At 70.1% G+C, this 21,371-nt stretch carries 27 protein-coding genes; 12 read left to right on the top strand and 15 right to left on the bottom strand.

Annotation, left to right across the window (positions count from 1 at the left end):
• Entirely contained in the window at positions 1-1,398 is a 1,398-nt protein-coding gene (locus AVR91_RS38370; RefSeq protein WP_063273178.1) for a pyridoxal phosphate-dependent decarboxylase family protein, read from the bottom strand.
• A gap of 135 nt (positions 1,399-1,533) precedes the next feature.
• Positions 1,534-1,839: a class I SAM-dependent methyltransferase gene (locus AVR91_RS38365; RefSeq protein ID WP_228709453.1), complete on the bottom strand. Its 306-nt coding sequence runs from the start codon at positions 1,837-1,839 to the stop codon at positions 1,534-1,536.
• A gap of 177 nt (positions 1,840-2,016) precedes the next feature.
• On the opposite strand from AVR91_RS38365, the gene AVR91_RS38360 reads away from it, so the two are divergent.
• From AVR91_RS38360 to mscL, 3 genes are all read left to right on the top strand, one after another.
• A complete protein-coding gene (locus AVR91_RS38360) occupies positions 2,017-2,328 on the top strand; it encodes an FmdB family zinc ribbon protein (protein WP_016337367.1) in 312 nt (103 codons plus the stop codon).
• A 115-nt stretch (positions 2,329-2,443) separates the two neighbouring features.
• Positions 2,444-3,085 (top strand): SAF domain-containing protein, encoded by a 642-nt coding sequence (locus AVR91_RS38355; RefSeq protein ID WP_063273180.1) that lies wholly within the window; start codon positions 2,444-2,446, stop codon positions 3,083-3,085.
• Between the two features lie 91 nt (positions 3,086-3,176).
• Positions 3,177-3,581 (top strand): large-conductance mechanosensitive channel protein MscL, encoded by a 405-nt coding sequence (gene mscL / locus AVR91_RS38350; protein WP_016337369.1) that lies wholly within the window; start codon positions 3,177-3,179, stop codon positions 3,579-3,581.
• 6 nt (positions 3,582-3,587) lie between these two features.
• Here mscL and AVR91_RS42550 read toward each other — a convergent pair whose 3' ends face one another.
• Positions 3,588-3,761 carry a hypothetical protein gene (locus AVR91_RS42550; RefSeq protein ID WP_172843561.1) on the bottom strand — a complete coding sequence of 58 codons (174 nt, stop codon included), beginning with the start codon at positions 3,759-3,761 and terminating at the stop codon, positions 3,588-3,590.
• A 55-nt stretch (positions 3,762-3,816) separates the two neighbouring features.
• Here AVR91_RS42550 and AVR91_RS38345 point away from each other — a divergent pair, with 55 nt between their 5' ends.
• The gene (locus AVR91_RS38345) at positions 3,817-4,095 is read left to right on the top strand and encodes an Rv0909 family putative TA system antitoxin (protein WP_063273181.1); all 279 of its coding nucleotides are present in this window, start codon (positions 3,817-3,819) and stop codon (positions 4,093-4,095) included.
• Here AVR91_RS38345 and AVR91_RS38340 read toward each other — a convergent pair.
• On the bottom strand, positions 4,092-4,592 hold the full coding sequence (locus AVR91_RS38340) for a MogA/MoaB family molybdenum cofactor biosynthesis protein (RefSeq protein WP_005155592.1): 501 nt from the start codon (positions 4,590-4,592) through the stop codon (positions 4,092-4,094). The two genes, AVR91_RS38345 and AVR91_RS38340, sit on opposite strands and share 4 nt — an antisense overlap.
• Before the next feature lie 122 nt (positions 4,593-4,714).
• Between AVR91_RS38340 and AVR91_RS38335 the strand changes: the two genes are divergently transcribed.
• Positions 4,715-5,776: an NAD-dependent epimerase/dehydratase family protein gene (locus AVR91_RS38335; RefSeq protein WP_063273234.1), complete on the top strand. Its 1,062-nt coding sequence runs from the start codon at positions 4,715-4,717 to the stop codon at positions 5,774-5,776.
• 71 nt (positions 5,777-5,847) lie between these two features.
• On the top strand, positions 5,848-6,651 hold the full coding sequence (locus AVR91_RS38330; protein ID WP_063273182.1) for an MBL fold metallo-hydrolase: 804 nt from the start codon (positions 5,848-5,850) through the stop codon (positions 6,649-6,651).
• Position 6,652: 1 nt separating this feature from the next.
• Here AVR91_RS38330 and AVR91_RS38325 read toward each other — a convergent pair whose 3' ends face one another.
• The 4 genes from AVR91_RS38325 to AVR91_RS38310 are packed head-to-tail and all read right to left on the bottom strand — an operon-like array spanning position 6,653 to position 10,957.
• Complete coding sequence (locus AVR91_RS38325) at positions 6,653-7,819, bottom strand: serine hydrolase domain-containing protein (protein WP_063273183.1); 1,167 nt, start codon at positions 7,817-7,819, stop codon at positions 6,653-6,655.
• A 42-nt stretch (positions 7,820-7,861) separates the two neighbouring features.
• Positions 7,862-8,911 (bottom strand): sensor histidine kinase, encoded by a 1,050-nt coding sequence (locus tag AVR91_RS38320; RefSeq protein ID WP_063273184.1) that lies wholly within the window; start codon positions 8,909-8,911, stop codon positions 7,862-7,864.
• Positions 8,908-9,606, bottom strand: coding sequence for a response regulator transcription factor (locus AVR91_RS38315; protein ID WP_016337376.1), 699 nt, complete (start codon positions 9,604-9,606; stop codon positions 8,908-8,910). The genes AVR91_RS38320 and AVR91_RS38315 overlap by 4 nt, the downstream gene beginning before the upstream one ends.
• A 10-nt stretch (positions 9,607-9,616) precedes the next feature.
• Positions 9,617-10,957: a hypothetical protein gene (locus tag AVR91_RS38310; protein WP_211282818.1), complete on the bottom strand. Its 1,341-nt coding sequence runs from the start codon at positions 10,955-10,957 to the stop codon at positions 9,617-9,619.
• A gap of 143 nt (positions 10,958-11,100) precedes the next feature.
• Between AVR91_RS38310 and AVR91_RS38305 the strand changes: the two genes are divergently transcribed.
• Genes AVR91_RS38305 through AVR91_RS38285 form a run of 5 tightly spaced genes read left to right on the top strand, consistent with a single transcriptional unit; the run spans position 11,101 to position 14,474 of the window.
• Positions 11,101-11,757, top strand: coding sequence for a glycosyltransferase family 2 protein (locus AVR91_RS38305; protein WP_063273186.1), 657 nt, complete (start codon positions 11,101-11,103; stop codon positions 11,755-11,757).
• The gene (locus AVR91_RS38300) at positions 11,754-12,398 is read left to right on the top strand and encodes a TIGR04282 family arsenosugar biosynthesis glycosyltransferase (RefSeq protein WP_063273187.1); all 645 of its coding nucleotides are present in this window, start codon (positions 11,754-11,756) and stop codon (positions 12,396-12,398) included. The genes AVR91_RS38305 and AVR91_RS38300 overlap by 4 nt, the downstream gene beginning before the upstream one ends.
• Positions 12,395-13,003: a methyltransferase domain-containing protein gene (locus AVR91_RS38295; RefSeq protein WP_063273188.1), complete on the top strand. Its 609-nt coding sequence runs from the start codon at positions 12,395-12,397 to the stop codon at positions 13,001-13,003. Before AVR91_RS38300 ends, AVR91_RS38295 begins: the two co-directional genes overlap by 4 nt.
• Positions 13,000-14,067 (top strand): molybdopterin-dependent oxidoreductase, encoded by a 1,068-nt coding sequence (locus tag AVR91_RS38290; RefSeq protein ID WP_063273189.1) that lies wholly within the window; start codon positions 13,000-13,002, stop codon positions 14,065-14,067. The genes AVR91_RS38295 and AVR91_RS38290 overlap by 4 nt, the downstream gene beginning before the upstream one ends.
• On the top strand, positions 14,064-14,474 hold the full coding sequence (locus AVR91_RS38285) for a hypothetical protein (protein WP_063273190.1): 411 nt from the start codon (positions 14,064-14,066) through the stop codon (positions 14,472-14,474). Before AVR91_RS38290 ends, AVR91_RS38285 begins: the two co-directional genes overlap by 4 nt.
• Before the next feature lie 114 nt (positions 14,475-14,588).
• On the opposite strand, the gene AVR91_RS38280 is transcribed toward AVR91_RS38285, so the two are convergent.
• A complete protein-coding gene (locus tag AVR91_RS38280) occupies positions 14,589-16,022 on the bottom strand; it encodes a S1C family serine protease (RefSeq protein ID WP_063273191.1) in 1,434 nt (477 codons plus the stop codon).
• 95 nt (positions 16,023-16,117) lie between these two features.
• Entirely contained in the window at positions 16,118-16,918 is an 801-nt protein-coding gene (locus AVR91_RS38275) for a DeoR/GlpR family DNA-binding transcription regulator (protein WP_063273192.1), read from the bottom strand.
• An 82-nt stretch (positions 16,919-17,000) separates the two neighbouring features.
• Between AVR91_RS38275 and AVR91_RS38270 the strand changes: the two genes are divergently transcribed.
• Positions 17,001-17,372: a VOC family protein gene (locus AVR91_RS38270; protein WP_063273193.1), complete on the top strand. Its 372-nt coding sequence runs from the start codon at positions 17,001-17,003 to the stop codon at positions 17,370-17,372.
• Here AVR91_RS38270 and lspA read toward each other — a convergent pair.
• From lspA to AVR91_RS38245, 5 genes are all read right to left on the bottom strand, one after another.
• Complete coding sequence (gene lspA, locus AVR91_RS38265; protein WP_063273194.1) at positions 17,362-17,868, bottom strand: signal peptidase II; 507 nt, start codon at positions 17,866-17,868, stop codon at positions 17,362-17,364. The two genes, AVR91_RS38270 and lspA, sit on opposite strands and share 11 nt — an antisense overlap.
• 22 nt (positions 17,869-17,890) lie before the next feature.
• Positions 17,891-19,315: a HAMP domain-containing sensor histidine kinase gene (locus AVR91_RS38260; protein WP_063273195.1), complete on the bottom strand. Its 1,425-nt coding sequence runs from the start codon at positions 19,313-19,315 to the stop codon at positions 17,891-17,893.
• On the bottom strand, positions 19,312-20,004 hold the full coding sequence (locus tag AVR91_RS38255; protein ID WP_016337389.1) for a response regulator transcription factor: 693 nt from the start codon (positions 20,002-20,004) through the stop codon (positions 19,312-19,314). Before AVR91_RS38255 ends, AVR91_RS38260 begins: the two co-directional genes overlap by 4 nt.
• A gap of 85 nt (positions 20,005-20,089) precedes the next feature.
• The gene (locus AVR91_RS38250; protein ID WP_063273196.1) at positions 20,090-20,704 is read right to left on the bottom strand and encodes a trimeric intracellular cation channel family protein; all 615 of its coding nucleotides are present in this window, start codon (positions 20,702-20,704) and stop codon (positions 20,090-20,092) included.
• A complete protein-coding gene (locus AVR91_RS38245; protein WP_005155565.1) occupies positions 20,704-21,357 on the bottom strand; it encodes a response regulator in 654 nt (217 codons plus the stop codon). Before AVR91_RS38245 ends, AVR91_RS38250 begins: the two co-directional genes overlap by 1 nt.
• Positions 21,358-21,371 lie beyond the last annotated feature (14 nt).

The raw sequence follows: 21,371 nt of genomic DNA, 5'->3' as shown, positions 1-21,371 counted from the left end.
TCACGCTAGGTGAGACCGGTTCCCGGCGCTTCTCGATTCCTGATCGCTCTTCCAGGCCGCCTTGATCGCCTCGACACTGCGATCGACGTCCGCTTCGGTCGTGCTCCAGTTGGACACGGAGATGCGCATCAGGCGCCGTCCGCGCCAAGTGGTCGCGCCCATCCAGCACTCGCCGGACCGCTGGAGGGTTTCCACGACGCGGTCCGTCTCGCCATCGAAGGCGACGAGCACCTGGTTCAGCACCACGTCGTTCACGACGGTGACGCCCTCGCACGCTTCGAGTTTCTCGGCGAACCTCCTCGCCAGCGCGCAGCATCGCTCGACCATCTCGGCGATCCCCTCGCGGCCGAGCTCGCTGAGCGCGGCCCACGTCGCGAATCCTCGTGCCCGGCGGGAGGACTCCGGCACGAAGTCGCCCGGCGCTCTCACGCCGCCGTCACCCTGACCGGTCAGGTATGCGGCGGTGACCGCCATGGCGGCCCTGTGCGACTCGGGGTGGGCGCAGAAGGCGTAGCCGCTGTCGTACGGGACGTTGAGCCACTTGTGCCCGTCGACCGCCCAGGAATCGGCCGCCGCCAGTCCGATGGTCCATCGCCTGAGCGTGGGAGCGGCGGCCGCCCAGAGCCCGAACGCGCCGTCGACGTGGACCCACGCGTCGTGCCGGCGGGCGATCTCCGTCGCGGCGGCGAAATCGTCGAAAGCACCGGTGTTCACGTTCCCGGCCTGAAGGCAAACGATTGCGGGCCCGTCGAGCGTCCGCTCCAGATCGGCGATGTCGATGGCGCCCTGTCCGTTCGCGCGCACCGGCCGCACGGCGTCGGTGCCAAGGCCGAGCAAGCGGAGCGACCGGTCGATCGACGCGTGCCGTTCCTCTCCGGCGACGACCCGCAGAGGCGGCGCCCCCTGCAGCCCCCGGCGCTCGACGTCCCATCCGGCCCGCGCCAGCACGTGATGCCGGGCGGCGGCGAGGCCGACCGTGTTCGCGCCCTGTCCGCCGGTCACGAAGCCGAAGGAGGCGCCGGCCGGGATGCCGAGGACCTCCTTGAGCCATTCGCCCGCCACTTCCTCGACGATCGCGGCGGCGGGCGAGGTGACATGGTTGAACGCGGGCTGATCCCACCCGGTCGCCAGCATGTCGGCCGCGGTCGCGGCGTCGAGCGCGCCGCCGGTGACGAAACCGAAGTACCTCGGCCCGGTGTTCGCCACCAGCGCCGGCTCGACGGCGTCGGCCAGCCGCCGGATCACGTCGGCGGGCGGGACGGGTTTCGCGGGCAGATCCCCGAGTTTTTCGCGGACGCCCGTCGTGTCGTCCGGGAAGACCGGGGCGTCGGCGACGTTTTCGCGGTAGTGGGCGACGCGGGCGGCGACGTCGGCCAGCAGATCTCGCAGTTCACTCATCCGACGGCTCTCTTTCGATCGTCGCGAACCACGCGGGAGCGCCGTTTTCGTCGTGGAACCTCGTCCGGACGCGCTCCTCCACGATGGTCTTCACGCGCCATCCTGCACCGAAGGGCTTTGTCAGCGCCTCACGTTTCACCGGGTGCGGCCCGGCGCTCGTCCGCGTCGAAGGTGTGCCGTGTCGAACCGCTGCCCAAGCCGCTCCAGTCGGAGCGCGTCCGCCGCTTGGAATTCGGCCTCGAGCCCGCGTTCGCTCGCCTTCCGTCGTGCGATGTCGAGGGCCGCGTCGGCGACGTCGACGCCCAGCACGGAAATCCTCGCGACGCGAGGTGGAGCGCGTTCTCGCCCGATCCGCAGCCCGCGTCGAGCACCGTGCCGGAGGCCGGTCATCCGCTCGTGACTGGTCGGGCACCTGCCGCCGAACGGATCCACTTCCGGCATGGTGACCACCCTTCCCGCGCTCCGGCGTGGCACGACATCACCGAGCCTAGGCACGACGTGCGTGACCAGCACGTCATGTGACCTTGGGAAACCTTGTTTGACCTGCGTCGGAATGCCCCGGTACCGTTAGGCGTTAGCACTCTTGTCGGCTGAGTGCCAATGCACGAAGGAGCAGCAGTGCCCACCTACCAGTACGCCTGCAAGGAATGCGACCACGCTTTCGAGGCCGTGCAGTCGTTCTCCGACGCGAGCTTGACCGTGTGCCCGCAGTGCTCGGGCCCGCTTCGCAAGGTCTTCAGCTCGGTCGGCGTGGTCTTCAAGGGCAGCGGGTTCTACCGCAACGATTCGCGCGACTCGAAGGCCAACACGACCGCGGCCCCGGCCAAGACCGAGACGAAGTCGGAGTCGAAGACCGAGTCCAAGTCGGAGACCAAGAGCCCGGCCTCCTCCTCCACGGGTACCACGAAAACGGCCGCCGCCGCTTCCTGACGTCCCGAGTTGTCCACAGGCCCCCGGTTATCCACAGCCGGGGGTTTTCGTTCTTTCCAGGACCGCGTGCCGCCCCTAGCGTCGAGATCATCACCGATCGACGAGGGGGAATCCCGTGTTCCACGATCTGCCCGTCCTGCGAAGACTCCGCGGCAGGCCCGCGCGGCTGATGCGCCGCTGGCTTGCCGTGTCCCTGCTGCTCAGCGGCCTGGTCGCGCTCTTCCTGCCGCCGTCCGCACGCGGCGCGCCCGGCACCGCGACCGTGGTCTCCGCCCATGACCTCCCGGCCGGGACGGTGCTGCGCGCCGCCGACCTCAAGCTCGTCGACCTCCCCGACGACGTCCGTCCACAGGGCGCCACCGGCCTGCCCGCTTCGGTGGAGGGACGGCTGCTCGTCGGTGCCGCGAGGGCGGGTGAACCGCTGACCGACGTCCGGCTGCTGGACGCGGACATCCCCGGATCGGGTGATCCCGAGAGTTCGACTGTCCCGGTGAGGCTCGCCGACGCCGGCGTCTCGGAACTGCTCAGGCCGGGCCAGCGCGTCGACGTCGTCGCGGCCGCCGAGGCCGGACGCGAAGCATCTGTGCTGGCCAGCATGGCCGTCGTGGCCGCCGTCGGCGAACAGGCTGCCCGAGATCCGACCGCTCCCGGCGCCGGGAGCAAGGGACCTTTGGTGCTGCTTTCCCTGCCTTCCGCGATCGCGACACGAGTCGCGGCCACCTCGCTGGAACGGTCCATAACGGTTACCCTCCGCTAGCTCGCGCCTGCCCTATGGCGGCGGGCGCCTGCGTCCCCCCGGTATGGAAAGGGACGGTCGGCGAACCGTCCCAGGTGAAGAGGAGAGCGTCTTGCTCAAGGGTTTCAAGGACTTCCTGATGCGCGGGAACGTCGTCGACCTGGCGGTCGCGGTGGTCATCGGCGCAGCGTTCACCGCGATCGTCACGGCCTTCACGAACGGCCTGATCAAACCGTTGATCAACACCATCGGCGGGTCGGACGCCGCCAAGGGGCTGGGGTTCAACATCCTGGCCGAGAACGACGCCACGTTCCTCGACTTCGGCGGCGTGATCAACGCGGCGATCAACTTCGTGCTGGTCGCGGCCGTCGTCTACTTCGTGATCGTGCTGCCGGTCAAGCACGTCCAGGAGCGGCGCAAGCGCGGCGAGGAAGCAGGCCCGGCGGAGCCGACCGACGTCGAACTGCTCACCGAAATCCGTGACCTGCTGCGCGCGCAGCAGAACCGTCAGAGCTGACCCGGTTCACCGGTCGTGATGAGGCGGCCGGTTCTCCAGGAACCACGAGTCGGAGTCCGGGGTGCGCTGCCCCGGCTCTCGCTCGTCGGAGGTCGTGTCCGGCAGGACGTCGCCGAAGATCTCGTCGACCCGTCGTTTCGCCGCCGCGGCGGAGCGCTTGTCCTCGTCTTCACCTGGCATGACGTCCATTTTCGCACCGGTCGCGAGGTACCCCGGCCGGTGGGACCATCAGCGCATGAGCATTGTCGACAAAGCGAAGGGACTGGCCGCGCAGGCCATCCACAAAGCGGAAGAGGTCGCGGGCGAAGTCCGCGAGAAGGCCGGGCCGCTGGCCGAGAAGGCGGGCGACGTCGCGGCCAAGGGTGTCTCGGCGGCGTCGGCCGGGGCGAACAAGGTCACCGGTGGCCGGTTCGAGGACAAGATCGGCCAGGTCACCGAAAAGGTGGAAGGAGTGCTGCACCCCGACAAAAAGGGCGAGCCCGGGACAGAGCCCGGACCCGCCCCGAAGAACTAGGCCTCTTCGAGCCCGGACAGCTCGTCGATCACGTACGGCACCAGCGACGAGAGCGTCGCCATGCCGTCGCGGACGGCGGCGCGGGAACCCGCGAGGTTGACCACCAGCGTGCTGCCGGAGACGCCGACGAGCCCGCGGGAGATGCCCGCGTCCACCGCGCCGGCGGCGAGACCGGACGCGCGCAGTGCCTCGCCGATACCCGGGATCGGGCGGTCGAGCACACCGGCCGTCGCGTCGGGTGTGCGGTCGCGCGGGGAGACCCCGGTGCCGCCGACGGTGATCACCAGGTCGGCGCCGCCGATCACCGCGGTGTTGAGCGCGTTGCGGATCGCGGCCGTCTCGGCCTCGACCACGACGACGCCGTCGACGATGAACCCGGCCTCTTCGAGCAGCTCCGTGACCAACGGTCCCGTGTTGTCCTCGTGTTCGCCGTGGGCGACGCGATCGTCCACGATGACCACCAGTGCGCGGCCCAGCCGTTGTGCGCTCCGTTCCATAGGCACACCGTATCCGGTTTCGGCTGATCTTCGCTCCGGCGGTGCCGCGTAGTTGTGACGATTCCCTGACGTGAGCCGGTGATCCGGGTCCACCGCCGGAAAACGCCCCTAGCGTCGGAGTGGTGCGAACACTGATTACCGGCGGGGCCGGGTTCATCGGCTCCCACGTGGCCGATCTGCTGTCCGATGAAGGTCACGAGGTCGTCGTCCTCGACAACCTCCTCGGCACCGCACACGGTTCGCCGCGCCCGCCCGCCTACACCGGCCGTCACCGGTTCCTCCGGGGTGACGTCACCGACACGGAGCTGGTCGCGGAACTGCTGGACGGTGTCGACGCGGTCTGCCATCAGGCGGCCGTCGTCGGGCACGGGGTCGATCCGTCCGACGCGCCGTCGTACGCGCTGAACAACGACTACGGGACCGCCGTGCTGCTCGCGGCCATGCACCGGGCGAAAGTCCGGAAACTGGTGCTCGCCTCGTCGATGGTCGTCTACGGCGAAGGTCGCTACGAATGCCCTGCCCACGGCATCGTCGCGCCGTCGCCGCGGAAACAGTCCGATGTGGATGGCGGACACTTCGAACCCACATGCGCGGCTTGCGGCGTCGAGCTCGGCTGGCGGCTGGTCCCCGAAGACGCGCCGCTGCGGCCGCGGAGCACCTACGCGGCCACCAAGCTCGCACAGGAACATCTGGCGGCGGCGTGGGCCCGGCAGACCGGCGGAACGGTCTGGGCTCTGCGCTATCACAACGTCTATGGACCGCGGATGCCGCAGAACACGCCATACGCGGGTGTCGCGTCGCTGTTCCGTTCCTCGCTTCTGCGCGGCGAGGCGCCGATCGTGCTGGAGGACGGCAAGCAGCAGCGCGACTTCGTGCACGTCCACGACGTGGCGAGGGCGAACGTCCTGGCGCTGAGCACCGACGGGCCCGAAGGCGACCTGACTCCGCTGAACATCTGTTCCGGGCAACCACACTCCGTCGGCGAACTCGCCGAAGAGCTGGCGAAGGCCTGTGACGGACCTGCCCCGAAGATCGCCGGTGGGGCCCGGCCCGCCGACGTCCGGCATGTCGTCGCGGATCCCGCCCGCGCCCGGCGGCTGCTCGGCTTCACCGCGCGGACGGGTTTCGCCGAAGGCATCGCCGGTTTCGCCACCGCTGAGCTGCGGGAACCGGTCGGTTCCTGAAACCGGGAACAGACCGGGCCCCCGGCCGGTTGTCGTTCCCGGCAACGGAATCGGCTTTTTTGGGGGTTTTGGTGGGCATCACCGTCGGAGACATCGAGATCGAAGCGATCGGGGACGGCCTGATCCGGCTGCCGCTCGCGTTCTTCCCCGGTCTCGACCCCGAAGCCCACCCGGACGTCTTCGACGAGGACGGCACCGTGCACGTCCCGACCGGCGCGTACCTGATCCGCGGCGACGGCCGCACGATCCTCGTCGACACCGGCCTCGGCCCGCGCGAATTCGCCTTCCCGCCGGGGATGACGCCTGCCAAGGGCGATCCGACGCCGCCGATGGGCACGGGTGGCGACCTCGCCGCCGCGCTGGACAAGGCCGGATGCCCGGTGGACGAGATCGACACCGTCTTCCTCACCCACCTGCACAACGACCACATCGGCTGGATCGCCCCCGAAGGCGACTTGACCTTCTCCGGTGCACAGGTCGTCTTCGGCAGTCTCGACTGGGACGCGCTGATCGCGCCCGCCGGGACGGGCGAATGGAGCCGCGTCGGGATGGAGACCGCCCGCGGCGCGGGGCTGACCGAGGCGATCAGCGGCGACACCGTCGAGATCGCGCCCGGCGTCGTGGCGCGGCACGCTCCGGGACACACGCCCGGCCACTACGTCCTCGACATCACCGCGGACGACGAGCGTCTGCTGTTGCTCGGCGACGTCCTGCACACTCCCGCGCAGCTGACGGACTCGCGGGTCGGTTTCCTCGGCGACGTCGACCCCGATCTCGCTCTCCGTACCCGGCAACGCTTTCTCGCCGAAGCGGAAGAGACCGGCGCGATCATCGCGCCGGCCCATTTCCCGGACATGGGGTTCCTGCGGCTCTGACCTACTTGCCGCACAGCACCTTGTCGGTGAGCAGCTGGTCCGCCTTGTTGTAGGCCTGCCCCAGATCGGCTGCCGAGTCCCCGTAGGTCATGGACAGCTCGAAGGTCCGGCTGCCGTCAGCCGTGCCGGCCATGACCGTTCCAAAGCCGTGGAAGCCGCCCATTCCCTTGAGGACGGTGCCGCAGCTCGCTTCCTGGACGTACAGCCCGAGTCCGTAGCCGCCCTTCGGGTGCGGTTTGCGCATCTCGGCGAGCAGCGGGGCGGGCAGCAGCTTTCCGCCCAGCAGTGCGGAGAAGAACGTGTGGAGGTCCTTCGTGGTCGAGATCAGCTCACCGGCGCTGGACGCCCACGACGGGTTCTGGTTCGTGATGTCGACCGTCTTCCACTGGCCGGGCTTCTCCTCGTAGCGGTAGTAGCCGTGGGCGTGCGGCCCGGGGATGCCCGGCCAGGTGCCGGGAACCACGGTGTCCCGGAGCCCGAGCGGCCGGAAGATCCGCCGCTGGAGCTTGTCGCCGTACGGACGGCCGGTGACCTTCTCGATCACCAGCCCGGCCAGGACGTAGTTGATGTTCGTGTACGTCCAGTCCGTGCCCGGCGCGAACAGCGGCGGCTTGGACAGGCCGAAGCGCACCAGCTCCTCCGGCCGGTAGGTGTGATACCGGTTGTCCAGGAATTCCTTGCCCGTCAAGGGGATTCCCGGCACGATCGTGCCGTCGGGCAGCATCGCGCCGGTGTAGTCGAACAGGCCGCTGGTGTGCTGCAACAACATCCGCACGGTGATCCGCCGGTCGAGGCCGAACTCGGGCAGGTACCCGGCCACCGGCGCGTCCAGGCCGATCTTGCCCTCCCCCACCAGCTGCAGCACGGCGGTGGCCACGAAGGTCTTGGTGTTGCTGCCGATCCGGAACCGTCCGTTGGTCGGCGGCTTGGCGGCCGAACCCAGCTCGCGCACCCCGGCGCTGCCGGTCCAGTCGCCTCGCGGGTCGTGCACCCGCAGCTGCGCGCCGGCGAAACCGGAGGCGACGATCTCCTCGGCCATCGCCCGGAGGTCCGGCCGGTCCCGTCCGCTGTCCGCGGCGGCCAGGCCGGGGGTGACGCCGGCCAGCAGGGCGGCCGCCACCGCGGTGATCGTCGCCCGTCGGAAGAATCGCTTCGCTGAAGTGGTCATGGCGGCAACGATCGCCGTCCGCGCTGACACCGCGGTGACACGTCAGGGCATGGCGAGCGGAAGCCGGACCTCGAACCGGCAGCCGGGTCCGTGGTTCTGGACGCCGATCCGGCCGCGATGGGCTTCCACCAGGCCTTTCGCGATCGCGAGGCCGAGTCCGCCGCCGCTCGCCAGCCCACCTCGTTCGGGCGTCCGCGCCCTCGTCCCGCGGAAGGCGACGTCGAAGACCCGGCCGATTTCGTCGTCGGGGATCCCGCCGCAGCCGTCGGAAACCGCGAGCAGCGCCTCGCCGCCCTCGATGCCGATCTGGACGGCGACCGTCCCGTCCGGCGGGGTGTGCCGCACCGCGTTGGACACCAGGTTGCGCACGATCCGCGCCAGTTCCGGGTCGCTGCCGGAAACGACCGGCCACACGTCGGCGTATTCGAGCATGCGTACGCGTTTCTGCTCGGCGAGCGGCGCCTGCGCGGCGACGGCGTCGCTCACGACGTCGCGCAGCGGCACCGCGGCCATCGTCAGCTGCAGCGCGCCCGCGGTGATCCGCGAAAGCTCGAACAGATCGCCGACCATGCCGGACAGCCGCGTGGTCTCCCCGCTGATCCGCCGCGCGTAGCCGGTGACCTCGATCGGGTCGGCGACGACGCCATCCGCGACGGCCTCGGCCATCGCCTGGATCCCGGCCAGCGGGCTCCGCAGATCGTGACTGATCCACGCGACCAGTTCGCGCCGCGACGCCTCGGCCGCGCGCTCCCGTTCCCGCGCTTCCCGCTCCCACACACTGCGGCGCGCGATCACGCGGCCGAGCACGAGCGCCGCCGGCACGGTCACGAGCGCGACCAGCAGGCAGACCAGGGTCATCGTGGTCAGCGCCGGGGTGAACATGAACCCGCTGATGCCGAGCACGGCGACCAGGGTCGCGAACACCGGGATCAGCACGAGGATCGTCATCGTGCTGGCGAGCGAACCGTGCCGGAGCAGGTACAGGGCCAGCCCGCCGAGCAGCACCACCGGCAGCGCGAACATCAGCGCGAACGGCAGGATGTGCCAGGCGTGCGCCAGCATCTCGCCGAGCGACTCCCCGGAGCCGATCATCGCCGCACCGGGTCGTACCGGTAGCCGACACCCCATACGGTGGCGACGCGGACGGGTTTCGCCGGGTCCTTCTCGATCTTCTCCCGCAACCGTCTGACGTGGACGGTCACCGTGGACTGGTCGCCGAAGTCCCAGCCCCAGACCTTCTCCAGCAGATCGGCGCGGGAGAACGCCACCCCGGGATGGGTGAGGAAGAACGCGAGCAGATCGAATTCCCGGCTCGTCAGGGGAAGTTCCACACCGCCGAGGGCCGCCTGCCGGGCCGACATCTGCAACGCGAGGTCGCCGTCGGTGATCACGCGGGCGGCCGGTTCGGGCCGGGGCATCCGCGCCCGCCGCAGCACCGACGCCACCCGCAACGCGAGTTCCTTGGGGCTGAACGGTTTCGTGACGTAATCGTCGGCGCCGAGCTGGAGTCCGGCGATCCGGTTCTCCTCCTCGCCGAGCGCCGTCAGCATCACGACGGGCACCTGGCTCACCTGCCGCAGCCGACGGCAGACCTCGAGCCCGTTGAGCCCGGGCATCATGACGTCGAGGACCACGAGGTCCGGTCCGGTCGTGGAGAACAGCCGCAGCCCCTCGGTGCCGTCCCCGGCGACGTCGACCTCGAAGCCCGCGACCTCCAGGTACCGCCGGACGACGTCCCGCACGGTCTCGTCGTCGTCGACGACGAGTACCCGGCCCTGCTCTGTCATGCCATCCACCTCACCAGCTCGTCAGCACCAGATGGTTCACCACCAGCGCCGTGGCCGCCGACGCGGCGAGCCACCACCGCCGCCCCTTCGACGGCAGCAGCGCCACCGCGGGCAGCAGCCACACCTCGAACGGTAGCCAGATGCGTTCGACCTCCGCCTTCGACAGGCCGGACAGGTCGGCGAAAGCGATCGTCAGCGCCGCAGCCAGCACGATCAGCGTGACCGGCTCGCGGAACGACCGTTTCGGCTCGGCGAGGAAGTCCGCGCCCGCCCGTCGCGTCCCGGCGATCACGGCGGGGCCGATCGCGATCAGCACCGCCGCGATATCCGCCCACACCCAGTAGGAATACGGGCGCAGCGTGGCGATCCCCTGGTAATAGCGTTCGACGACCAGGTGATAGCCGTCGAGCCACCAGAAACCCGCCAGCGCGAACGCCACGACGACCACGGCCACACCCACCGTGGCGAGGAGCAGGATCCGCCACTCGCGGGCCAGCACGACGACCGCGAGCACGAGTACGGCCAGCAGCACCAGACCGTAGGAGAGGAAGAGCCCGAACCCGAGCAGCAGACCACCGGGGAGCGCGAGGATCCGCCGTCGCTTGGCGAGCGCCAGCAGCGCGATCCCGGTCGCCGTGACCCCCGCGAAGAGCCCGTCCGCGGACACCCCGATCCAGATCGCGCCCGGAGTGAGGACCGCGAACGGCAGGACCGTCCTGGCGGCGTCCTCCCGGCCCAGCGCGGCGAGCGTCACCGGCACCGCGACCACGGCCAGGCAACCGGCGAGCACGACGACCGTCGACGCCCACGCGCCGCCCTGCAGACCGAGTCTGTCGAGCCAGACGAAGACCAGCGTCGCGCCCGGCGGATGCCCGGAAACGTGCGTCGTCCACGAGTCCGGCTGGAAGTCGAGGATGCGCGAGGAGAATTCGTTCAGCATCTTCGGGATGTCGGTGATGCCAGGGACCTCGTGCAGGTACTCGTGTTCCGTGGTGAGCCTGCCGGTGAAACCGCGCGCCCAGCCGTCGATCATCGCCAGCGAGAACGTCCACGCCAGCGCGGTCACGTAGCCGAGCGCGAGCAGCGGACGCCATCGCAGCCGCGCGGCGAGCGAGGGACCTTTGGTGACGACCAGGAGCGCGAGCACGACGGCGGCGACCGAACCCGGCCCCACATGCGGCAGCCACAAACCGAACAGCGGCGGCGCGAACGCGTAGATCACCACGCCGGAGCCGGGCCTGTTGTAGTAGAGGCCGACGCCGATCGCGGCGGCGACCACGAGCATCGCCAGCCCCACGGCGATCAGATCGGCCCGGCGACCGGTACGGGAAGGGGCGGTGACAGTGGACATCACCGGCACCGTAGCCGCGTTCCCGGCACCCATCGAGCTGAACGCGGGATCCGTCAGAACTCGGTAAGGACTTCGCCGACGTCATGATTCGGTAAGCACGGCAAGGGTTTTCGTCCGTCCATCCCGGATTTAACGTGCGTTGCGTGAACGATGACCAGGTTGACGTCGTGCTCCCCTGTCTCGACGAGGCCGGAGCCCTGCCCGGTGTACTGGCGGCGCTGCCCGAGCGGTATCGGGCGATCGTGGTCGACAACGGCTCCACTGACGGTTCCGCCGGGATCGCGGCCGGGCTCGGGGCGAAGGTCGTCCACGAACCCCGGCGCGGCTACGGCGCCGCGGTGCACACCGGGCTGGAAGCGGCGACGGCGGACGTCGTCTGTTTCGCCGATGCCGACGGCTCTCTCGATCTCGCCGAACTCCCGATGCTCGTCCGCGGCCTCGCGGACGCGGATCTGGCGGTCGGGCGGCGGGTGCCGACCGGGCCGGGAGTCTGGCCGTGGCACGCGAGAGCCGGGAACGCGCTGATCTCCTCGTTGTTGCGGTACAAGGGATTGCCGGTCCGGGACATCGCACCGCTGCGGGCCGTCCGGCGGCGTGCGCTCCTCGATCTCGGCGTCACCGATCGCGCCTTCGGCTACCCGCTCGAACTGCTGATCAAGGCGAGGCGCGCGGGCTGGCGGGTCACCGAGTTCGACGTGTCCTACGGCGAACGCGCGAAGGGCACGAAGTCGAAGGTCTCCGGCTCACTGCGGGGCACTCTGCGCGCCGCACGGGATTTCGGGCGGGTGCTGGGCCGATGACCTTCTGCCTGCTCATCGTCGCCAAGGCGCCCGTGCCCGGTTTCGCGAAGACGCGGCTGTGCCCGCCCGCGACACCGGAACAGGCCGCCGAGATCGCGGCCGCCTCACTGCTCGACACCCTCGACGCCGCCCTCGCGACCCCGGACGCGCGCGTGGTCGTCGCCATGACCGGCGAACTCGGCGAAGCCGCCCGCGGCACGGAAATCACCGCGGTACTCCGAAAAGCGGAGGTGATCCCCCAACGCGGTGAAGGTTTCGACATGCGGCTCGTCAACGCGCACGCGGACGCCCCTCGCCCCGGGGAACCGGTGCTGCAGATCGGGATGGACACCCCGCAGGTCACCCCGGTACTCCTGGCTCAAGCGGCGAGCCGGACCGAAGACTCCGTCCTCGGGCCTGCCGAAGACGGCGGCTGGTGGGCTCTGGGACTCAAGGATCCCTTACACGCCAAGGCTCTCGCCGGCGTCCCGATGTCGCGTGACGACACCGGGCGGCAGACCCTGCGCGCGCTGACCGAAGCAGGGCTGTCTCCAGGACACCTACCCACACTGTCCGATGTGGACACGATCGCGGACGCGCGCCGGGTCGCCGAAGTGGCACCACACGGCCGGTTCGCCCGAGCGGCGGCCGAAGTCCGGTGACCGCCTTCGACCGCGGCCTGCTCGGCCACCGCTGCTGGCTGGAACTGGCGACCGGCGAACGTGTCGACCTACCGGTGGACCGCTGGACGGCCATCCCCTGCGAGGGCGACGAAGTCCTCCTCGACGCCTGCGACGGCCCGACTCTCGACGTCGGCTGCGGCCCCGGCAGGCTCACCGCCGCGCTGTCCGAACGCGGCGTCGCCTCGCTCGGCGTCGACATCTCCGCCACCGCCGTGCGACTCACCCACGGCCGGGGCGCCGCCGCGCTCCATCGCGACGTCTTCGACCGGCTCCCCGGCGAAGGACGCTGGCGGCATGTCCTGCTCGCCGACGGGAACATCGGCATCGGCGGCGATCCGCACCGCCTCCTGACGCGGATGGCGGAACTGCTCACCGAGAGCGGGACCGTGCTCGTCGAACTCGACCCGCCCGGCCGCGGTGTCCGCCAGGACCGGGTGCGGCTGCGGCCCGAGGACGGCGCCTGGTTCACCTGGGCGTGGGTCGGTGTCGAGGCGATCGCGGACCTCGCCGCCCGCACCGCGTTCCGCGTCGCCTGGTCCACCAGCCACGGCCACCGCTGGTTCGCCTGCCTGGAGAAAGCATGAACACGCCTTCTGAGCGCGTGACGTCCCGGATCGGGCTCGCCCTCGCCGTCACGTTCACCCTGTGTTTCGTCACCGGCCTGATCAGCCATCTCATCCAGCATCCGCCGTCGTGGTTCGGCTGGCCGAGCCGCCCGGTCTGGCTGTACCGGGTCACCCAGGGCACGCACGTGCTCTCCGGGATCGCGTCGATTCCCTTGCTGCTGGCCAAACTCTGGAGTGTCTACCCGAAACTCTTCGAGCGGCCGGTGATCCGGTCGCTGCCGCACGCGCTCGAACGCCTGTCGATCCTCGTGCTTTCCGCGGCCGCGTTCTTCGAACTCGTCACCGGCCTGTTCAACGTCGCGCAGAACTATCCGTGGAACTTCTACTTCCCGCAACTGCACTACGCGGTCGCGTGGGTGGCGATCGGCTCGATCCTGGTGCACATCGCGGTAAAACTCCCCGTCGTCCGCCGTTCGCTCACGACGAAGCCCGAACCGTCGCGGCGAGCCTTCCTCCGGACGACCTGGCTGGCCGCGGGGGTCGCCGTCGTGGCGACGGCCGGAGCGACGGTCCCGTTGCTGCGTAACGTTTCCGGGCTGTCCTGGCGGAGCGGAAGGGGACCGCAGGGGTTGCCGGTGAACCGGACCGCCGAAGCCGCCGGTGTCCTGGACACGGCGAGAGACCCGAACTGGCGGCTCTCGGTGGTCACCGCGAGCGGCACCAAAACCTATTCGCTGGACGAACTCCGCGCCCTGCCGAGGACTTCGGCCGAACTGCCGATCGCGTGCGTCGAGGGATGGAGCGAGTCCGCGCACTGGAGCGGCGTCTCCCTGCCGGAGCTGCTGCGGCACGCCGGAAGCACACCGGGCACGCCGGTCCGCGTGTTCTCGTTGGAGAAGGCGGGACCGTACGGGATCAGCGATCTCCCCGGCGAGCACACCGCGGACGAACTCACCCTGCTGGCTCTGGAACTCAACGGTGAGGTGCTCGACGCCGACCACGGCTTCCCGTGCCGGATCATCGCCCCGAACCGGCCCGGTGTCCTGCAGACGAAATGGGTCGCCCGTTTGGAGACGCTGTGAAGACGTTGCGGCTACTGCTGTTCCTGCCCGGCCTCGCCGCGCTCGCGTGGGGCGCGGTGCTGTTCGCCGAGTACGCGTTCCCGCTGCGCCCGGACGTCCTCGGGACGCTCGGCTGGCTCGCCGGCGGTCCGCTGGTCCACGACCTGCTGATCGCCCCGCTGGTCGGTGCCGTGGGTTTCACGCTGAGCAGGTTCCTTCCGGACCGGTGGAAGACCCCGGTCAAAACGGGCGCGGTGCTCACCGGTGTGCTGACGCTGCTCGCGTTCCCGTTGCTGTGGCGGCCTTTCGGCGGCGCGCGGAACCCGGGCCTGCACGACGCCGACACCGTCACCGGACTGCTCGTCACCGTGGCGGTCGTCTGGCTCGGTGTGCTCGTGGCCGTGGTCCTCAGGCGTAAGACGCAGTAAAAGGGGCCACGCGCGACCGGGATTGGCAGCCGGTCGCACGTGGCCTCTTGGGTCCGGCCCGCTGGGGGTTCGAGCCGGAGCTGGTCTCGGCCGCGCACCGCGGCCGAGCGTCTCTTAGTTCGGCGTGACGGGCTGGCCGCCGAGGGTCACCTCGATGACCTTGTCACCGCTGAGGGTGAACTTCACCTTGTCGTTCGGCGCCCTGGTGCGGATCTCGGCGACGAGCGCGTCCGCGTTGGGGATCGACCGGTCGTCCAGCTTCGTCACGACGTCGCCGGATTTGAGGCCCGCCTTCTCCGCGGGGCTGCCCGGCGAGATCTCACCGAGCTGCGCTCCGCCGGTCGGCGCCGTCTGCACTCGCGCGCCGATGAAGGTCTGCGTCGCCTGGCCGGTGTTGATGATGTCGTCGGCCGTGCGGCGCGCCTGGTCGATCGGGATCGCGAAGCCGATGCCGACGTTGCCGCCGGTCTCACCGCCCTGGCCCTGCGCGGACTTCGGGCTGTAGATCGCCGAGTTGATGCCGATGACCTGGCCGGCCATGTTCGCGAGCGGGCCGCCCGAGTTACCGGGGTTGATCGCCGCGTCGGTCTGCACCGCCGACATCACCGTGGTCTGGTCGCCGTTGCCACCGGCGCTCACCGGCCGGTTCAGCGCGCTGACGATGCCCGAAGTGACCGTGCCCGTCAGCTCGAACGGCGAACCGATGGCGACCACCGGCTGGCCGACCCGCAGGTCGTCGGACCGGCCGAGCTCCACCGGGGTCAGGCCGCTGACACCGCTGACCTTCACCACTGCGATATCCGTCGTGGGGTCGCGGCCGACGACGGTCGCGGTGCCCTTCTTGCCGTCCTGGAACACCGCCTGGATCTGCCCGCCACCGGCGGCGACCTCGACGACGTGGTTGTTGGTCAGCACGTAACCGTCGGTGCTGAGCACGAAGCCGGAACCCTCGCCCGCACCCGACCGGCCGGAAACCTGCAGCTCGACCACGCTCGGCGACAGCTTCTGCGCCACGGATTCGACCGAACCGGCGGGCAGGTTGCCCGTCTGCTGGGCGGGCTTCGGCGCGTCGAGCGCGTTCACGGCGGAGCCACCGGACCCGTCGCCGGTCAGGTAGCCGACCGTGCCGCCCGCGACACCGCCGACGACGAGCGCGATCGCCGCGACACCGGCGAGCAGCTTGCCCGAGGTGGACTTCTGCGCCTGGCGCTGCTGCGGGACCGCGTACACCGACGGACCCGGCTGGGTGAACGGCGTCTGCTGGCCGGGGATCTGGTGGCCCTGGGTGTACTGGCCCTGCGCCTGCTGCTCCTGTGTCTGCTGGGTCTGGGTCTGCTGGGCCTGCGTCTGGGCCTGAGGCGACCACGGGTTGTACTGCTGCTGCTCCGCGGGGTAGGCCTGCTGCGCTCCGGTGTGCGGAGTGGCACGGCCGCCGAGGCCGGTCGCGTCGGGCTGTTGCGGCGCGGGCTGAGCCGCCCAGTTCGCGCTCTGCTCCGCGTCCGGCCGATCGCCGGCGGGCCGCGCCTTCTCGGCGTCGTTCTCGGTCATGTCTTCACCTTGCGGGATGGTCCTGAGAGGTTCCTGAGCCAAAGCTGTGCATCGCACATGAAGTATGGCCCCGTCAGGGGGTGGCGCGCTGCTTATCAGGCTTCTTCGGCCTCAGCCGCCTCCGCCGTTTCGGCGATCATCAGCTCACCCGCCTGCTCGGTGAGCGTTTCCCTTGCGTTGTCGGACAAACCGTCGTCCGAGACGACGACGTCGGCCTCTTCGAGCCCGGCGATGGTGGAGATCCCGACGATGCCCCATTTGGTGTGGTCGGCCAGCACGACCAGCTTGCGGCCCGCTTCGACCAGCGCGCGGTCGGTCTCGGATTCGGTGAGGTTCGGCGTGGTGAAGCCGGGGCCGTCGGCCATCCCGTGCACGCCGAGGAAGACGACGTCCAGGTGCAGCGACCGCAGGCTCTGCACGGCGACCGGACCGACCAGCGCGTCCGACGGGGTGCGGACACCGCCGGTGAGGACGACCGTGCGATCCGGCTGGTTCGCGCCGCGCAGCACGTCGGCGACCTGGATGGAGTTCGTGACGATCGTCAGGCCGGGGACCTCGTCGAGCGCCCTGGCCAGCGTCCAAGTGGTCGTGCCGGCGGAGATGCCGATCGCGGTGCCCGGCCGGGCCAGCCCGGCCGCGAGGGCGGCGATGGCCTCCTTCTGCGCGCGCTGGCGCACGGATTTGGCCTCGAAACCGGGTTCGTCGGTGCTCTTGCCGACGATGGAGGTGGCGCCGCCGTAGACCTTCTCGACCAGGCCGCGGCTCGCGAGCACGTCGAGGTCGCGGCGCACCGTCATATCGGAAACGCCGAGCTTCACGACGAGATCGCTGACCCGGACCGCCCCGGTCCGGCGCGCCTCCTCGAGGATCACCGCCTGTCGCTGCCGCGCGAGCACGAATCCTCCCTGGATCAACTACACAAAATCCTACGCGATCGAACATGGCGCGACGAGCCGAGCGACCTGCCACCATGAGGCCATGGCCAGGCTTCGCGACGTCGTCTTCGACTGCCGGCATCCCGCTTCGCTCGCCCGTTTCTGGGCGGCCGCGCTCGACGGTTACGAAGTCGCACCCTATGACGAAGAAGAGCTTGATCGCCTTCGTTCGCTGGGGTTTTCCGGTCCCGAAGAGGACCCCTCGGTGTTGGTCGAAGCGGCGTCGGGCCCACGGCTCTTCTTCAACCTGGTGCCGGAATCCAAGGTCGTCAAGAACCGCGTGCATCTGGATCTGACCGGAGACAGCGTCGAACGGCTCGTCGCCTTGGGCGCGCGCGTACTCGCACAACCCGAAGGCGGGTTGGTCGTGCTCGCGGATCCGGAAGGGAACGAGTTCTGTCTCGTTACTCCTTGACGCCCTCGATCGGGACGCCGCGGAAGCTCAGCACGAAAAGCGAGACCGCGCCGAAGAACAGTGCGATGTCGGCGACGTTCCCGACGAACCAGCCGTTGTAGTCGATGAAGTCGACGACGTGACCGCGCGCGAAGCCGGGCTCGCGGAACAGGCGGTCGCCCAGATGTGTCGTCGCGCCGCCGAGCAGCAGCCCGAGCGAGATCGCCCAGCCCGCCGAACGGACCTTGCGCGAGATCCACAGCAGCGCGACCACCGCGACCGCGGCCAGGATCGCGAAGATCCAGGTGGAGTTCGCGCCCAGCGAGAACGCCGCGCCCGGGTTGTAGAGCAGCCGGAACCGGATGAAGTCGCCGATCACCGGGATCGGCGGGTGGCCGGTGAGGGCGTCGACGGCCCACCATTTGGTCAGCTGGTCCGCGGCCAGCAGCACCGCGGCCACCAGCAGTGTCCACAGCAGACGGCGGGGCGGCGGCTCAGGCGCGTTCTCGGTGCTCATCACCCGTCAGAGTAATCACCCGTCAGGCCGGGGCTCCCGGGAGCCGCAAGGTCATCAACGCGCCGCCGGTGGACGCGCGGCCCGCGTAGACGTCGCCGCCGTGCCGCTGCGCCGCGTGCTGGACGATGGCCAGGCCGAGCCCGGAACCGGGCAGCGTCCGCGCCTCGGACGAGCGGTAGAAGCGGTCGAACACCTTCGGCAGGTCCTCGTCGGCGATCCCCGGCCCGGAGTCCTCGACTTCGAGCACCGCCGTGCCGTCGCCGACCGGGTACAGCCGGACCCCGACCGTCGACCCCTCCGGCGAGAACTTCACCGCGTTGTCCAGCAGGTTCAGCACCGCGCGTTCCAATGCGCTGGTGTCGCCGGTCAGCACCCACGGCTGGAGCGAGACGTCGAACTCGATCTCGCCCGCGCGACGGCGTGCCCGATCCAGCGCGCGCTCGACGACGTCGACCATCTCGACCCGCTCGTGCTCGATCCGCGGCTCGTCCTGGCGCGCGAGCTCGACGAGGTCACCGATCAGCTGGGTCAGCTCGTCGAGCTGGCCGCGGATGTCGGCCTCGATGTCGCTGCGGTCCTCGTCGGACAGTGTCCGAGCGCCCGGCCTGCTCGCGGACAAGAGGAGCTCCAGGTTCGTCCGCAGCGACGTCAGCGGGGTGCGGAGTTCGTGTCCGGCGTCCGCGACGAGCTGTCGTTGGCGTTCCTGCGATTCGGCGACCGTGCCCAGCATCGTGTTGAAGCTTTGGGTGAGGCGGGCGAGTTCGTCGTCGCCGCTGACCGGGATCGGCCGCAGGTCACCCGTGGTGGCGACGCGTTCCGCCGCCGACGTGAGCCGGTCGACCGGCCTCAGCCCCGCTCTCGCGACGGCCGTTCCCGCGGCCGCGGCGACCAGGATCCCGGCGCCGCCGATCAGGAACAGGACCACGGAAAGCTCGTTCAGGGTGCGCTTGGTCGGGCCGAGCGACTGGGCGAGCACCATCGCCTGACCGGCGCCCTGCGGGAGGGCGACGACCCGGCTGTCGGTCTTCGGGTCGGTGCGCAGGGAGAACGCCTTGTCCCCGGAGGCGACGGCGATCTCGTCGTCGCCGTACGGCGGGCGGCTGCCGGACTGCGGATAGGTCAGCCGCACCTTCTGCCCCACCGTCAGCTGGCCGATCTGCAGGTCCGCGCTGGCCAGGAAGGCACCGGGGACCTGCTGCAGTTCGGTCTGCACCTGCGGCGATTCGACCGCGGCCTGCGCGCGGGCGAGCAGGTTGTCGTCCACCTGCTGGTAGAGGTTGTCGCGCACGACGAGGTACGCGCCGAGCGACACCAGCGCCACCGCGCCCGCCACCGAAGCGGCCGCGAGCAGCGTCACCCGGCCGCGGAGCGAGAAGCGCCGCGTGCCCCAGCGGTCGCCGCGCGGATCCTTTTCGGACACGTCGACGACCGGCACCGGCTCCGTCACGGCGGGGTTTCCCTCAGGACGTAGCCCACTCCCCGCACCGTGTGGATCAGCCTCGGTTCGCTCCCAGCCTCGGTCTTTCGGCGCAAGTAGCCGACGTAGACCTCCAGCGCGTTGCCCGACGTCGGGAAGTCGTATCCCCATACTTCCTCCAGGATCCGGCTGCGGGTCAGCACGTGCTTCGGGTACGAGAGGAACAGCTCCAGCAGGGCGAATTCGGTCCTGGTGAGACTGATCTCCCGTCCGGCGCGGCGCACCTCACGCGTCCCCGGGTCCAAGGTGAGGTCGGCGAACGAGAGGACCTCGGCGTTCTGGGCGGCCTGCGGATCCGGGATCGCGCGGCGCAGAAGCGCGCGAAGGCGCGCGAGCAGCTCTTCGAGCGCGAAGGGCTTCGGCAAGTAGTCGTCCGCGCCGGCGTCGAGGCCGGAGACGCGGTCGGACACGGTGTCCCGCGCGGTCAGCACGAGAATCGGCAGGTCGTCGCCGGTGCTTCGCAGCCTCCGGGCGACCTCCAGGCCGTCGAGCCGCGGCATCATCACGTCGAGGACCATCGCGTCGGGTCTGTTGGCGATGATCGCTTCCAGGGCCTGCGCGCCGTCCCCGGCCAGTTCCACCTGGTAGCCGTTGAACTCAAGGGATCGCCTGAGTGATTCACGGACGGCCCTGTCGTCGTCCACTACGAGGATGCGCATGGCGACAGTCTTACGCAGAGTGCTGAGACTCGCCTAAGAACACACACAGAACCAACAAAGGAAATCCGGCAGTCCAGAAGACGTTTCAGCCGGTCTCAGGCCCTTTTGCAACGGGTGCGTTCCATCTCCGCCACAAAGCGAGCATCCGGACCCCCACGACGGCGGCGGCTGCTACCACCGTCACCGGCCCCGGCGGCAGTCGCAGAGCGTGACCGATCACGACGAGCACGGCCCCCGCGAGCGCCGCGACCGCGTAGATCTCCTTCCGCAGCACGAGCGGGATTTCCCGCAGCAGGAGATCACGCACCGCGCCGCCACCGATACCCGTCGTCATGCCGATCAGGCACGCCGCGTAGGGAGTGGCGCTCGCGTTCAACGCGATGGTGGTCCCCGCCGTCGCGAACACCCCGAGCCCGAGCGCGTCGGCGAGGAGTACCGCACGCCGCAGCTTCGCGATCTGCGGATGGAAGACGAACACGACCAGCGCGGTCCCGCCGCAGACCGCGAGATATGGCCAGGTCCGCAGGGTCGTGGGCGGCGTGATCCCGAGCAGGACGTCGCGGATGACCCCGCCACCGAGCGCGGTCGTCAACCCGACGACCACGACCCCGAAGACGTCCAACCTGGACCGCACCGCCGCGAGCGCCCCCGAAGCGGCGAACGCGATCAAGCCGAGGAACTCGAGGGCGGTGAGGATCATTACTGGTCGAGCAGGCCACCGCGGTAGGCCAGCAGCGCGGCCTGCACCCGGTTCGCCGCGCCGATCTTGGACAGGACGGCCGACACGTAGCCCTTGACCGTCGCCTCGGACAGGTGGAGGCGGCCGCCGATCTCCGCGTTGGACAGCCCCTGCCCGATCAGCCCGACGACCTCGCGCTCCCGCTCGGACAGCGACGCGAGCAGCTTGCGCGCCGGCTGCGCGGCCCGCTGCTCGTCCCGATGCGACTGCACCATGCGCGCCGCGACCCCCGGGTCGAGCACCGCGCCACCGCGCGCGAGGTCGCGCACCGCCCTGAGCAGCGCCGCGGGATCGATGTCCTTGAGCAGGAAGCCGTTGGCCCCGAGCCTGAGCGCGAGACTGACGTAGTCGTCGATGTCGAACGTGGTCAACATGGCCACGGTCGGCGGATCCGGCAGGGCGAGGATGGCCCTCAGCGCGCGAATGCCGTCGTCAGGCGCCCGCATCTTGATGTCGAGCAACGCGACGTCAGGGTGGTACCTCCGGGCGACCTCGACCGCTGATCTCCCGTCGCTCGCCTCGCCCACGATCTCGATATCGGCAGCGCCCGACATCATGGCACGCAGGCCCGAACGGACCAGTTCCTCGTCGTCGGCGAACATGAGCTTGATCAACGAAGCCCTCCGGC

Source organism: Amycolatopsis keratiniphila subsp. keratiniphila, assembly GCF_001620365.2.
In the GTDB taxonomy this organism is placed as follows: domain Bacteria; phylum Actinomycetota; class Actinomycetes; order Mycobacteriales; family Pseudonocardiaceae; genus Amycolatopsis; species Amycolatopsis keratiniphila.
The sequence above is the reverse complement of the archived record's forward strand: the minus strand, read 5'-3'. Positions and strand labels throughout refer to the sequence as shown.